This window comes from Citrobacter sp. wls708, from assembly GCF_005281255.1.
In the GTDB taxonomy this organism is placed as follows: Bacteria; Pseudomonadota; Gammaproteobacteria; order Enterobacterales; family Enterobacteriaceae; genus Citrobacter; species Citrobacter werkmanii.
Genome location: NZ_SZXE01000016.1, coordinates 54,171 through 67,245, shown reverse-complemented (window position 1 = coordinate 67,245; position 13,075 = coordinate 54,171). Strand labels below are relative to the sequence as shown.

Genomic DNA, 13,075 nt, shown 5'->3' with positions numbered 1-13,075 from the left:
TGTTACCGTGGTGTAAATATTCAAATGCCCGTTTTGCCAGATACGCTGTGCTTATCCGGTTACAGGTCTCAAAAATCCTGGGAAAGGCCCGGTATGCATCGCGCCACCGGGCATCACTGCCAGTTATTATTTAGGTTCAGTACCGAACCATTTTTTGTAGATCTCGTTATAAGTGCCGTTCTCTTTCAGCGTTTTCAGCGCGCCGTTCACTTTCTCACGCAGGTCATTGCTGCCTTTCGGGAAGGCGATACCGTACTGCTGAGCTTCCAGCGAGTCACCTACGGCTTTGAACTGGCCGTTACCCGCGGTTTTGATGAAATAAAGAATGTTTGGCGTGTCATGCAGCACGGCGTCTGCGCGGTTGGTGCCCAGTTCCATATAGGCGTTATCGATATTTGGGAACTGACGCAGGTCTTTGGTTTTGATGTTAGCTTTTGCGTAATCAACGGAACCGGTGCCGCTCTTCACTGCAACGACTTTACCATCCAGGTCTTTCACGCTTTTAACGTCGTTATTATTCGCTTTGACCATCACTAACAGACCGCTTTTGTAGTAGCCGTCAGAGAAGTCGATCGCTTTTTTACGCTCGTCGGTGATGGTGATACCCGCCAGTGCCAGGTCGACGTTTTTGGTTTGCAGAGCAGGGATGATGCCGCTGAAATCCATTGGTTTCAGTTCATAATCCAGCTTCAATTCTTTGGCGACGGCAGCCCACAGATCCACATCAAATCCAACGTATTTGTCACCCTGTTTGAATTCAAATGGAACAAACGCGGTGTCAGTTGCGACAACCAGTTTCTTATCTGCGGCATGGGAGGACACCGCAAAAGCCAGGGTAAGTGCAGCCAGTGAAACTTTTAATACAGACTTCATAGGATTTCCTTTTATATCCACGGGGCGATCCCCTGCGAGAACATATGGCTTAATGAAAAAATCGTGCCACTTTTGCAACTCATTGTTTTAAAAAGAAGGTATTTCTTTTCTCTGCACAATAAGTAGGGCAAAGCGGATAATCTGCACTATTTTGGGGCACTCATTTGGTGCGTACCTGACACGGTGCAAACGGTATGACTATTTAGCGTAAAAATTGTTGATAAAACAATCTTTCGTTAACGATTGTGTGAGGTGATTATTACAATTAATTTACTTTGGAGTGACGAATGATCAATGTTATGCACCATAGATGTGCAAAACCCCCGCCGGAGCGAGGGTTTTATAGGTAATTCTTATGCCTACAGTTATTCAATGTTGGCTTCGATAAACCACAGGAATTTGTCGAGATCGCGTGACGCAGCGGTGAAGATATCCGCTGTATCTTCGTCTTTTGCTTCGCTAATGGCTTTACGTACGCTATTGGCGACCACTGCATAACGATCGGCCAGCTCTTTTAAGTGGTCCTGTACGCTATGGATATCCAGCGGATAGCTTTTCAGCGGCGTTTTGCTGTTAATGACCTGGGTTGTACCCAATGCCACACCGCCTAACTGTACGGCGCGCTCAGCCATGGTATCGAGATGATCGGTCAGGGCAGTACGGAAGCCATCCAGCATTTCATGGACAGCAATAAAGTTCGCGCCGCGCATGTTCCAGTGAGCCTGTTTAGTGATCAACGACAGGTCGATGAACTGGATCACTTGCTGATTCAGCAGTTCTACCGTTGCTTTCTTTTCGCTGTCTGTCACATCGTTGCGAGTATAAACGAGGGCGGATGCTTTTGTTTTTACCAGTTTTGCGGTACTCATATTTTCATATCCTCTTGATATTTATGTCCCAACTCTTCAACGGAAATAAGTATAGCGCTAATTTTGGATTTATTTTTCCGGTGTTACCTATTACTTTAATAGCGAAGAGATGAGCGGATAATAAAAATATATTGAAATCATGAGGATACATGGTTTTATTGTCATGCAGTGTTATTTTTATGTTAATGTGGAAATTAAAAGAAATAGGCGAATGAGAAAAATCTATTTATTAGAAAAATTATCACGCAGATTTACAATTGGATATTCTGCATGATTATGCAAACCATGCAGAATATTAAGGGGTTAATTCACGTCAACTTGCTTAATTTGCGGTTCTTTGCGAATAGTGAGTGTAGAACCCATTGATGCGGCAATAATCGCCCCCAGGGCCAGCGTCTGGATAAGCGTTAGCGTTTCACCGAGGAAGATCATTCCCGAAACCGCAGCCAGCGCGGGTTCCATGCTCATTAACGTACCAAAAGTCCGCGTTGGCAATCGCGTTAGTGCGATCATCTCTAATGAGTAGGGGAGCGCGGTGGAGAGTACGGCCACGGCCAGGCCCAACGGCAGTATTGACCAGTGCCACAGGGCATCGCCGGCCTGAACTGCGCCAATGGGAACAAAAATCAGCGCGGCGATTAATGAACCAACCGCTACGGTTGCCGGACCATGTTCCGCGCCGGCACGCTGCCCGGTGAGAATATAAACGGCCCAACAGGCGCCAGCTCCCAGCGCCAGCGCTGCGCCGGTTAAATCCACATGAGAAACGTCCTGGCCAAGCGGTAACAGGAACCAAAGCCCAAGAACGGCCAGCGCGACCCAAATAAAATCTACAGGGCGTCGGGATGAAAACAGCGCCACTGCAAGCGGGCCGGTAAACTCCAGCGCCACGGCAATTCCCAGCGGGACAGTCTGAATAGACAGATAAAAGAGGTAGTTCATCCCGCCAAGAGACAGACCATAAAACAGCAGCGGCAGGCGCTGTTCTTTGGCAAAACGTAAACGCCAGGGTTTAAAGAAGGCGATAAGGATGAGCGTGCCCAGTGCGAGGCGCAGCGCGGTAACGCCAGGCGCACCGACGAGAGGGAACAGCGATTTTGCCAGAGATGCTCCGCTTTGAATGGAGGACATAGCAATAAGCAAAACTAAAATAGGTAACCAAACTGGCGCTTTTCGTAACGACCCCGGCATCCTTTCTCCTGACAAATGATGGTTACATCTCTTCATCTGCGCGGCGTTGCGACGCGGATGGCAAAATGTATAGAAAAGTAAAACAGCGAGTGTAATGGAAATACACTCAACTGGTTGAGTATTGGTTGAAAAAAAAATTCTTCAGATCCGTACAATGGTACGAAATTGGTGGATTAATAATCTGCGTGATTAGGAATTATCTGGATGAATGTGTCGTATTGTGCGCGCAATAATGGCTCATTAGCTTAAAAAAGTGGTGTAAATTGAAAGGTATAGCTGGTTTGTGAAATGTTTTGTTACATGAAAGAGCCCGTTAGACACCGCGAATCGCAAAGAGTTTCCCATCAATTTTTGTTATATTTAAAACTTAGGATTTACTTGAAGCACATTTGAGGTGGTTATGAAAAAAATTGCATGTCTTTCAGCACTGGCCGCTGTTCTGGCTTTCTCCGCAGGTACTGCTGTAGCTGCTACTTCTACCGTTACTGGTGGTTACGCTCAGAGTGATGCTCAGGGCGCAGCGAACAAAATGAACGGTTTCAACCTGAAGTATCGCTACGAGCAGGACAATAACCCGCTGGGTGTAATCGGTTCCTTCACTTACACTGAAAAAGACCGTACCGATGCTTCTGGCGACTACAACAAAACCCAGTACTACGGCATCACTGCGGGTCCGGCTTACCGTCTGAACGACTGGGCAAGCATCTACGGTGTAGTGGGTGTTGGTTACGGTAAATTCCAGAACGCAGCATCTCCGGCTGACAACCACACCACCAGCGACTACGGTTTCTCTTACGGTGCTGGTCTGCAGTTCAACCCGATCGAAAACGTTGCTCTGGACTTCTCCTATGAGCAGAGCCGTATTCGTAGCGTTGACGTTGGCACCTGGATCGCTGGCGTGGGTTACCGCTTCTAATCACTTCGGTGATATAAAAAATCCGCCTTTTGAGGCGGATTTTTTTTGCGTGTAATTTAGAGATTAACGAGATTTGGTCTCAAAGATATCGGTACCCAGATGGTTGTAATCCACCTTCTGCAGTTTGAAGTTGGTGATATACACCGGTCCGGCTTTCTTCTCTGAGATAAAACGGTAGCTGTTGGTAATTTCCTTCGCGCTGATCCCCGTCCATTGAGAGAAAAAGCTGAGGAAATCATTGGCAGAGCGACGGGCTTTGATCACCCGATGCGCTTTATCATCACTCGACAGCACCATAAAAGGCACCTGGAAATTCTGCTGGAACCGATCGTCATGCGCCAGGTACTGCACCTCTTTTCCCCGCTCTTTAAAGGCGAGGCCATGATCGGAGAAATAGACCATCGAGAAGCTATTGCCGCTGTTACGTAATTGCTCGTAAAGCTGGCGCAGCAGGTCATCCGTCTGCGTCATGGTGTACAGATAGCAAGATGTCTCTTTTGACTGAACGAAGGTCTCGTATTTTCCTTGCGTACGGTCGCAGGCCTGCGGATGTGAACCCATTAAATGCAGCACGATGAGCTGCGGCTGAGTGCGCTCGGTTGCCAGCACCTGGGCGGTCATCTTTAACAGTTCTTCGTCACGGGTATTTTTATCCGCTTCGAAATCACCATTTTTGAGGAAGTGCACTTCATCAGCCCGCTTTGCGATACTGGCGATAGCCGTATCGTATTCACCAATCTGCCCCTGATTGGAAAACCACCACGTCTGGAATCCCGCGCGGTTAGCCAGAGTGACAAAGTTATCCTGGAACTGCGGCTTATTATCAACTACCCGATTAAGCGTTAAGCCAAGCGATTTTTGCGTTGAACCGCTTGCGGCAATGTAATCTGCGAACAGATAGCCGTTAACGGAACTGGCAAACGGGGTGTTATCCCAGTGACCGCCAAACGCGCCTAATGCATCGCGGCGGGCGCTTTCACCAATGACCACGACATAGGTGTGATACTTTGGCTTCACGGCGGTTACTGTCCAGTTGTCTTTCACACTCGACAGCTTCGCCATGCGCTCCTGTTCATCGAGCACTTCGTTATTATTGACGATCACGTCTTTGGCGAAGCGGAAAACCGGATAACCGGTGTCCTTAAGCTTGAACACGCCGCCCCAGGCCAGGTTTTGTACCGGGGTAACAAAAAACGCGACGACACTAAACAACAAACACAAACTGTCGTACTTATTCCAACTGCGCTTCTGCGCTTCTTTTTTACGGCGTACGGCGATAACGCCGAGGGCAAAAATAAATACCCCAACCAGATAATTGTACCAGGGGAAGATGGTCAGGATCTCGGTGGACTCTTCCATATTGGTTGAATGCAGCGCCAGCAACGTATTGAAGTTAGGCGAACCGTAAGCCTGACCAAACGGAAAGTACATTGCCGCAATAAGTGAGCAAATGCCGATCAGCACTTTCTGCGCGCGCGGCGCGCTGCGCCACAGCAGTATTAATATACAGGTGAAAGCAACGCTGTAGAGCAAGCTAAGCGGATAGCCCAACGCCAGGTTGATCAGCATAGACTGTAAGAAATAGAGGCCAGTCCACGGACTAATGGCCCGGCTACGAGCAATGATTGAATCTTTGAGGGTTAAATTCATACGCCACTAATGCAAAAACGCCATGTGCTTACCCTGGCGTTAAGGGTCATTGCCTGCCTGAGAGAGCGAGAAGAGGGATAGGGTCCGCCTCCGCGAGCCGCAATATACGCAGGGCTGCGAAAAGATAGAGTGTGCATGAGAGAAGGTCAACTACTACAAGGAAATTGTTTTGCGAGAGAGGTGGCAAAACTGACAAAAAGCAGGGTTATTGGGACGAAAAACACTACTGTACCCAGATGACAGCAGGGAAAGGAAGCGGCGTACCGCGACGCCGCATTATTTTTCTGAAGGTTTATCCTGCTCTGGTTTGCTGTTGATCATGTCACACAGCATAGAGATCAGCATCAACCGTACTTTAAAGGGAGAATGGCTAAACACGCGTATACACCTCTTAAATTCATTCATATACACCTCCTGACTTCACGATCCCATCAGTCCTTGAGGGATGTCTTTATTATATACAGATATAGCACAGGCTATATTATATAGCTATTGCTAAAACGTTAATTTTTTGTGCCCACGCAACTCTGGTTTACAATGAGCGCTCTCTAATCAGATGCCGTTAACGCGTCACAGTAACGAGGAAGCAGAATGAGTCGTCGCGCAGGTACGCCAACAACAAAAAAAGTGACGCAATTGGTGAATGTCGAAGAACACGTTGAAGGATTTCGTCAGGTCCGGGAGGCGCATCGCCGCGAGCTGATTGATGACTACGTAGAGCTGATTTCCGATCTCATTATTGAGGTAGGTGAAGCGCGCCAGGTTGACATGGCTGCCCGACTCGGGGTTTCCCAGCCGACGGTTGCCAAAATGTTGAAGCGCCTTGCTTCCGTCGGGTTGATTGAAATGATCCCCTGGCGCGGTGTGTTTTTAACCGCAGAAGGCGAACGTCTGGCCCAGGAGAGCCGGGAGCGTCATCAGATTGTGGAAAATTTCCTGTTGATGTTAGGTATCAGCCCGGAAATTGCCCGCCGTGACGCAGAGGGAATGGAGCACCACGTCAGTAAGGAAACGCTGGAGGCTTTTAGCCGTTTTACGCAACAGCAAGGATCTGGCTCTGAATGAGTTTTCCTTTACTACGCGCCTTGCAGCGCGATCGTTTTTTCCAGCTGTTAATCATCGTCGGGGTTGTACTGAGCGTGTTCACGCCATTTACGCCCCGTTCCTGGCCTGGAGCGATTGACTGGCACACCATTATTACGCTTAGCGGCCTGATGTTACTGACCAAAGGCGTTGAATTAAGCGGTTACTTCGATGTGTTAGGGCGCAAGATGATCCGCCGCTTTCACACTGAACGCCAATTGGCGATATTTATGGTGCTGGCGGCGGCGCTGCTGTCGACGTTTCTGACCAACGATGTGGCATTGTTTATTGTTGTCCCGCTGACCATCACCCTGAAAAAATTGTGCGCCATTCCGGTGAATCGCCTGATTATCTTTGAGGCGCTGGCGGTAAACGCCGGATCGTTGCTGACGCCAATCGGCAATCCGCAAAATATCCTGATGTGGGGGCGCTCCGGGTTGTCATTTACCGCGTTTACGTGGCAAATGGCGCCGCTCGCGGGTGCCATGATGCTGACGCTGGTGGTGCTGTGCTGGTTCAGTTTCCCGAACAAAGCATTGCACTATCATACCGGGACGCGCGCGCTGGACTGGCAACCACGCCTGGTGTGGAGCTGTCTGGCGCTGTATATCATCTTTCTGACGGCGCTGGAGTTAAAACAAGAGCTGTGGGGTCTGGCGATTGTGGCGGCGGGGTTCATGGTTCTGGCGCGTCGCGTCATCCTCAGCGTGGACTGGACGCTGCTGCTGGTATTTATGGCGATGTTTATTGATGTGTATTTGCTGACGCAGCTACCGGTATTGCAGGGGATAACGCACCAGATTGGCACGCTCTCAGCGCCGGGTCTCTGGTTGACGGCCATTGGCCTGTCGCAGTTTATCAGTAATGTTCCTAGTACGATTTTGTTGCTGAACTACGTTCCGCCGACGCTGCTGCTGGCCTGGGCGGTTAATGTGGGTGGGTTTGGTCTGCTGCCGGGATCGCTGGCGAATCTTATCGCTTTACGCATGGCAAACGATCGACGGATCTGGTGGCGTTTTCATTGGTATTCGTTGCCGATGCTGATATGGGCGGCGCTGGTAGGGTATGTTTTGCTGCAGATGATGTAATTGATATGGTGTGCCGGATGGCGGCTGGCGCCTGATCCGGCCTACTGCGTTGGTAGGCCCGATAAGCGTAGCGCCATCGGGCATGTATAGCAGATTAGTTCAGACGAACCGGCATACCAGAACGGTTCTGTACCGCCTGCTCAACGACGGACTGATCGACATCAGATTGACCGGTGACGCTGGTAATGCTCTTGTTCAGCGTAATCGGTACGATTTCCCCGCCTTCAAACTGTGCTTCCGTGGTGGACAGCGGGTTGTGTACCTCGATGTAGCGGCTGCCGTCTGGTTCGGTAGTGGCTTTCACCGGCTCATCGATAAACTGTACGCGAGTGCCGACCGGCACATTTTCAAACAGGAATTTGATGTCGTCGTTACGCAGACGGACACAACCGTGGCTGACACGTAAGCCAACGCCGAAGTTAGCATTGGTGCCGTGAATAGCATACAGACGGCCGATATACAGTGCGTACAGCCCCATCGGGTTATCCGGGCCTGCCGGAACCACGGCTGGCAGCGGTTCGCCCGCAGCGCGGTATTCCGCATGCATTTTCGCCGTTGGCGTCCAGGTTGGGCCCGCTTTCTTACGTTCTACTTTGGTGGTCCAGTTGATTGGCGTGTCTTTGCCTAACTGGCCGATACCGATCGGCAGAACGATAACGGTGTTGGTGCCTTTCGGGTAGTAGTACAAACGCATTTCAGCGCTGTTGATAACAATACCTTCATGCACGGTATCCGGCAGGATCAACTGCTGAGGAATGTTCAGTACGGTGCCGCCCTTCGGCAGGAAAGTATCCACGCCAGGGTTCGCTTCCAGCATGTTAGACAGACCCATCTGATATTCTGCCGCAAAATACTCCAGCGGTTGGGTATTGCCTTCAGGAATGGTGATGACCTGGTTTTGGCCAATCAAACGGCTACCATCGGTAGGCAGCGGGTACGTGACGGCTGAGGCAGTGTTGCAAAAACCAACTACCGCAAGTGCCGCCGCGAAAAGCGTTGTCAATTTCATATTCATCTTCATGTATGCGAGATTCAGTGCCAGGCAGGCGAGTGGGTTGAGATTTATGTAGTGTTGGGCACGCATTATATGTGCAATCTGAGCAACAAGGAATTCGGATGTGTACTAAATCACATTTTTTTCCTTTTGCTTTCACTTTCCCCCTTCAGCATGAAGGGGCGATCTTATCGTAGACTTATGGCATAATAAGCGGTTTGTCACATATTTCTTTCTCTTTCAGGATACGCCAGTGTTAGTTTCCAGCAACGTCACCATGCAGTTTGGCAGTAAGCCGCTGTTTGAAAATATTTCCGTCAAATTTGGCGGCGGCAACCGTTACGGCCTGATTGGCGCGAACGGTAGCGGTAAATCCACTTTTATGAAAATTCTCGGCGGTGATCTCGAACCGACGCTGGGTAACGTTTCCCTCGATCCGAATGAGCGCATCGGTAAGCTGCGTCAGGATCAGTTCGCCTTTGAAGAGTTCACCGTGCTTGACACCGTGATCATGGGGCATGCTGAACTGTGGGCAGTGAAGCAGGAGCGCGATCGTATATACGCGCTGGCCGAAATGAGTGAAGAAGACGGCTATAAAGTGGCTGACCTCGAAGTTCAGTACGGTGAAATGGACGGTTATTCTGCTGAAGCGCGTGCGGGCGAACTGCTGCTGGGCGTGGGTATTCCGGTAGAACAACATTACGGCCCGATGAGCGAAGTCGCACCCGGCTGGAAGCTGCGTGTGCTTCTGGCGCAGGCGCTGTTCTCTAACCCGGACATTTTGCTGCTCGACGAACCAACGAACAACCTGGATATCGACACCATCCGCTGGCTGGAGCAGACGCTGAACGAACGTGACAGCACCATGATCATCATTTCGCACGACCGTCACTTCCTGAACATGGTCTGCACGCACATGGCGGATCTGGACTACGGCGAACTGCGTGTTTATCCGGGGAACTACGACGAATACATGACGGCGGCCACCCAGGCGCGTGAACGTCTGCTGGCCGATAATGCCAAGAAGAAAGCGCAGATTGCCGACCTGCAATCTTTCGTCAGCCGCTTTAGCGCCAACGCCTCAAAATCTCGTCAGGCGACTTCCCGCGCCCGTCAGATCGATAAAATTAAACTGGAAGAAGTTAAAGCTTCCAGCCGTCAGAACCCGTTCATTCGCTTCGAACAGGATAAGAAACTGTTCCGTAACGCGCTGGAAGTGGAAGCGCTTACTAAAGGTTTTGATGAAGGCCCGCTGTTTAAAAACTTCAATCTGCTGCTCGAGGTGGGTGAGAAGATTGCCATTCTGGGCGCCAACGGCGTGGGTAAATCCACTATGCTGAAAACGCTGGTCGGTGATTTGCAGCCGGATAACGGTACCGTGAAGTGGTCCGAAAACGCGCAAGTTGGTTACTACGCGCAGGATCATGAATATGAGTTCGAAAACGATCTGACCGTATTCGAGTGGATGAGCCAGTGGAAACAAGAAGGCGATGATGAACAGGTTGTGCGCAGCTTCCTCGGTCGTCTGCTGTTCAGCCAGGACGATATCAAGAAGCCTGCAAAAGTGCTCTCCGGTGGTGAAAAAGGGCGCATGCTGTTCGGTAAGCTGATGATGCAGAAACCGAATATTCTGGTAATGGATGAACCAACTAACCACCTGGATATGGAATCGATTGAGTCGCTGAACATGGCGCTGGAAATGTATCAGGGCACGTTGATTTTCGTTTCTCACGACCGTGAGTTCGTCAGTTCTCTGGCAACCCGTGTGATTGAAATTACGCCGGAGCGCGTGATCGACTTCACCGGTAACTACGAAGATTACCTGCGTAGTAAAGGTATCGACGGCTAATTTCCCGTCGTCTTTCACGCTGCAGATGTGTTGGCTTCACCTGTTCACCCCGGTCACTTACTAATGTAAGCTCCCGGGGATTCACAGGTTTGCCGCCTTCCTGCAGCGCGAAATACTTAGGGAAAGGCGTCGAGCCTTTATTCCCTCTCCCTGTGGGAGAGGGGTAGGGTGAGGGCATCAGGCAGCACTACACCAGCCACTCGCCCCCTTCAACCCCATTCACCAGCAGCTTACGTTTTTCCCCCGCCGGTAACGACACCTTCAGCGCCTTCCACGCCGGATGATAATCCCCACGCGCGTTGACCTTCAGATTGATCGCTGCGCCATCACACACCATCTCCCATTCCACCCACAGCGCATTGCCATTCTGGTAGCCCCAGCTTTCGCCGTCATCTTCAAACAGCAGGCCGGAGGTTGTGCCGACGCCTTTCACCGGGAACAACTTCAGCTCACGGGTGTTGTCTTTTTCAGCGGACACGTGGGTAATGCGTTCGCTTAGCGGAAGAGCAGCACCTGCGCGTACCAGCAGCGGCAGTTTTTCCAGCGGCGCGTCGAGAACGATGGATTGCCCGCCAGCGAACCACTCGTTGGTGTAAAAATCGTACCAACCGGTTTCGTTATCCGGCAGCCAGACACGACGCTCGCGCTGCCCGGCTTCGACGACGCTTGCCACCAGCAGGTCGCGGCCCAGCAGGAAGTCATCGCACTCTTCAAAGGTCTGCGCATCGTGTTCGTGATCGAGGAAGGTCGGGCGCAGCATCGGCTCGTCGTCGGCATGCGCCTGCCAGAGCAGGGTGTAAAGATACGGCAGCAGGCGATAGCGCAGTTCAATGGCTCCACGAATGGCAGGCGTCACGCCCGGATACATCCACGGTTCGTTCACCGTGTGGTCATCATTCCAGGAGTGAATGGTAAAGCGCGGATGCATCACGCCGTTTTGTACCCAGCGGACAAACAGCTCGGCGTCCGGCTTGTCGCCGGAGAAACCGCCGACGTCGTGACCGACGTTGAACAGCCCGGACAAACTCATCCCCAGCCCCATGCGGGTGTTGAAGCGCAGGGTATCCCAACTGGTGCGGTTATCACCGCTCCAGGTCTGCACGTAGCGCTGCATCCCGGCGCAGCCGGAACGGGAGATGAGATACGGGCGCTTCTCCGGGGCGAAACGCTGCTGCGCTTCCAGCGAGGCGCGCATCATCAGCAGCGGCATTACCGGGCGAATGTGCTTGATAGCGATCTCCTGGCCGAAGCCATGGCAGCGCGCTTCGCCGTCCCACACTTCAAACTCGTTGTTGTCGTTCCAGGTGGCGTCGATCCCCATCTCCAGCAACTGCGTGGTGACGCCTTCCTGCCACCACTGGATAGTCTGCGGGTTGGTAAAGTCAAGGTTAGAGCCTTCGTCATCCCAGAAGCTGGAACGTTCTGGCGCATCGGTTTCTGAATCGCGAATAAACAGGCCGCGTTCTGCCACTTCGTTATAACGCGGGTGATCCTGCAACAGGCACGGTTTGATATTGGCCGCCAGTTTCAGCCCCGCGTCGTGGAACGCCTGGCTCATCACCTTCGGTTGCGGCACCTTGTCGTAGTTCCAGTTAAAGACGTAGCGCTTGCCGTTGATCGAGGTGTAGCCGGACGAGAGCTGGAACGAGTCGCACGGAATAGCATGTTCTGCGCACAGGCGGATGAAGTTCATGAGCTGGTTCTGCGCGTCCGGTGCGTCGGTGTAATGCATGGTCGAGCCGCTGTAGCCCAGGCTCCATTTCGGTCCGAACAGCGTTTTGCCGGTCAGACGGACAAAGGCTTTGGTGACGTCCAGCACGCGCTTGCCGGTAAAGATGTAGTAATCAATATCACCGGCTTCCGCCTGCCAGCGGCGATAGGCGGTGTGGTAGTTATCGATTTCGTTACCCAAATCCAGCCAGCAACTGCTCAGGTTGTCGTAGAACAGGCCGTAGCTCACATCATGACGGCGGGCGATAGTGAATGGGATGTGCTTGTACAGCGGGTCAGTGCTGACTGCGTTATAGCCCATCGCATCGAGGTTGCGCATTTCATAGCGTTTACCGTTACGCTGCAGATCGCCCGCTTTCTCGCCCAGGCCGTAGAAACGCTCATCCTTAGAGCGGCTCAGATAGTGCGCCACGCCGTCGCCGTGGGCATTCAGCAGGTAGGCGCTGGTTGGACGGTCATTGACCAGCGGCTGCCACTCGCCCGCCTCATTGCGGTAGTGCCACTCCAGCCACAGCGGCTGGTGGACGGTCACGCGTAGCTGTTCGGTTGCCACGGTTAGCGCACCATCCTGCTGCGTCAGGTTCCAGGCCGGGCAGGAGAAACCGCTTATGTCGTCACGATGGCGGCCTTCCCACGGCACGTCTTTTTCCGGTGCGATACTCCAGGTGCGGTCCAGCGCCAGCTCGCCTTTGCGCTTAACCAGCACGCGGAAAAGATTCTCTTCCAGCACATACAGACACAGACGGTGCTGGTTATCGACCAGCAGTTCAAGATGGTTTGCTGACTGCTTGTCTACGATCCAGTTTTTCAGGGTTTTCATATGTAATACAT

11 protein-coding genes are annotated in these 13,075 nt (G+C 51.8%); 4 read left to right on the top strand and 7 right to left on the bottom strand.

Going from position 1 to position 13,075, the window contains the following annotated elements; all coding sequences use genetic code 11:
- Positions 1-126: 126 nt before the first annotated feature.
- The 3 genes from glnH to rhtA all read right to left on the bottom strand — a co-directional run bounded on the left by glnH (position 127) and on the right by rhtA (position 2,933).
- Entirely contained in the window at positions 127-873 is a 747-nt protein-coding gene (glnH, locus tag FDW97_RS10000; RefSeq protein WP_038639115.1) for a glutamine ABC transporter substrate-binding protein GlnH, read from the bottom strand.
- A gap of 365 nt (positions 874-1,238) precedes the next feature.
- Complete coding sequence (dps, locus tag FDW97_RS09995; protein WP_038639118.1) at positions 1,239-1,742, bottom strand: DNA starvation/stationary phase protection protein Dps; 504 nt, start codon at positions 1,740-1,742, stop codon at positions 1,239-1,241.
- A 303-nt stretch (positions 1,743-2,045) separates the two neighbouring features.
- Positions 2,046-2,933, bottom strand: coding sequence for a threonine/homoserine exporter RhtA (gene rhtA, locus FDW97_RS09990; protein ID WP_085047462.1), 888 nt, complete (start codon positions 2,931-2,933; stop codon positions 2,046-2,048).
- A gap of 400 nt (positions 2,934-3,333) precedes the next feature.
- On the opposite strand from rhtA, the gene ompX reads away from it, so the two are divergent.
- The gene (ompX, locus tag FDW97_RS09985) at positions 3,334-3,849 is read left to right on the top strand and encodes an outer membrane protein OmpX (RefSeq protein ID WP_003035257.1); all 516 of its coding nucleotides are present in this window, start codon (positions 3,334-3,336) and stop codon (positions 3,847-3,849) included.
- Between the two features lie 63 nt (positions 3,850-3,912).
- On the opposite strand, the gene FDW97_RS09980 is transcribed toward ompX, so the two are convergent.
- The gene (locus tag FDW97_RS09980; protein WP_137350990.1) at positions 3,913-5,499 is read right to left on the bottom strand and encodes a phosphoethanolamine transferase; all 1,587 of its coding nucleotides are present in this window, start codon (positions 5,497-5,499) and stop codon (positions 3,913-3,915) included.
- A gap of 276 nt (positions 5,500-5,775) precedes the next feature.
- Entirely contained in the window at positions 5,776-5,904 is a 129-nt protein-coding gene (mntS, locus tag FDW97_RS09975; RefSeq protein WP_003831584.1) for a manganase accumulation protein MntS, read from the bottom strand.
- A 186-nt stretch (positions 5,905-6,090) separates the two neighbouring features.
- Here mntS and mntR point away from each other — a divergent pair, with 186 nt between their 5' ends.
- Positions 6,091-6,564: a manganese-binding transcriptional regulator MntR gene (mntR, locus tag FDW97_RS09970; RefSeq protein WP_038639127.1), complete on the top strand. Its 474-nt coding sequence runs from the start codon at positions 6,091-6,093 to the stop codon at positions 6,562-6,564.
- Positions 6,561-7,670 carry an anion transporter gene (locus tag FDW97_RS09965; protein WP_137350989.1) on the top strand — a complete coding sequence of 370 codons (1,110 nt, stop codon included), beginning with the start codon at positions 6,561-6,563 and terminating at the stop codon, positions 7,668-7,670. The genes mntR and FDW97_RS09965 overlap by 4 nt, the downstream gene beginning before the upstream one ends.
- Before the next feature lie 94 nt (positions 7,671-7,764).
- Here FDW97_RS09965 and ldtB read toward each other — a convergent pair whose 3' ends face one another.
- The gene (gene ldtB, locus FDW97_RS09960) at positions 7,765-8,685 is read right to left on the bottom strand and encodes a L,D-transpeptidase (protein ID WP_038643088.1); all 921 of its coding nucleotides are present in this window, start codon (positions 8,683-8,685) and stop codon (positions 7,765-7,767) included.
- 232 nt (positions 8,686-8,917) lie between these two features.
- On the opposite strand from ldtB, the gene FDW97_RS09955 reads away from it, so the two are divergent.
- Positions 8,918-10,513 (top strand): ABC-F family ATPase, encoded by a 1,596-nt coding sequence (locus FDW97_RS09955; protein ID WP_038639134.1) that lies wholly within the window; start codon positions 8,918-8,920, stop codon positions 10,511-10,513.
- A 187-nt stretch (positions 10,514-10,700) separates the two neighbouring features.
- Here FDW97_RS09955 and FDW97_RS09950 read toward each other — a convergent pair whose 3' ends face one another.
- The gene (locus tag FDW97_RS09950; protein ID WP_137350988.1) at positions 10,701-13,064 is read right to left on the bottom strand and encodes a TIM-barrel domain-containing protein; all 2,364 of its coding nucleotides are present in this window, start codon (positions 13,062-13,064) and stop codon (positions 10,701-10,703) included.
- Positions 13,065-13,075 lie beyond the last annotated feature (11 nt).

Coding starts and splice junctions, on each gene's coding strand:
- glnH (WP_038639115.1), bottom strand. CDS start 873: ATGAAGTCTGTATTAAAAGTTTCACTGGCTGCACTTACCCTGGCTTTT.
- dps (WP_038639118.1), bottom strand. CDS start 1,742: ATGAGTACCGCAAAACTGGTAAAAACAAAAGCATCCGCCCTCGTTTAT.
- rhtA (WP_085047462.1), bottom strand. CDS start 2,933: ATGCCGGGGTCGTTACGAAAAGCGCCAGTTTGGTTACCTATTTTAGTT.
- ompX (WP_003035257.1), top strand. CDS start 3,334: ATGAAAAAAATTGCATGTCTTTCAGCACTGGCCGCTGTTCTGGCTTTC.
- FDW97_RS09980 (WP_137350990.1), bottom strand. CDS start 5,499: ATGAATTTAACCCTCAAAGATTCAATCATTGCTCGTAGCCGGGCCATT.
- mntS (WP_003831584.1), bottom strand. CDS start 5,904: ATGAATGAATTTAAGAGGTGTATACGCGTGTTTAGCCATTCTCCCTTT.
- mntR (WP_038639127.1), top strand. CDS start 6,091: ATGAGTCGTCGCGCAGGTACGCCAACAACAAAAAAAGTGACGCAATTG.
- FDW97_RS09965 (WP_137350989.1), top strand. CDS start 6,561: ATGAGTTTTCCTTTACTACGCGCCTTGCAGCGCGATCGTTTTTTCCAG.
- ldtB (WP_038643088.1), bottom strand. CDS start 8,685: ATGAATATGAAATTGACAACGCTTTTCGCGGCGGCACTTGCGGTAGTT.
- FDW97_RS09950 (WP_137350988.1), bottom strand. CDS start 13,064: ATGAAAACCCTGAAAAACTGGATCGTAGACAAGCAGTCAGCAAACCAT.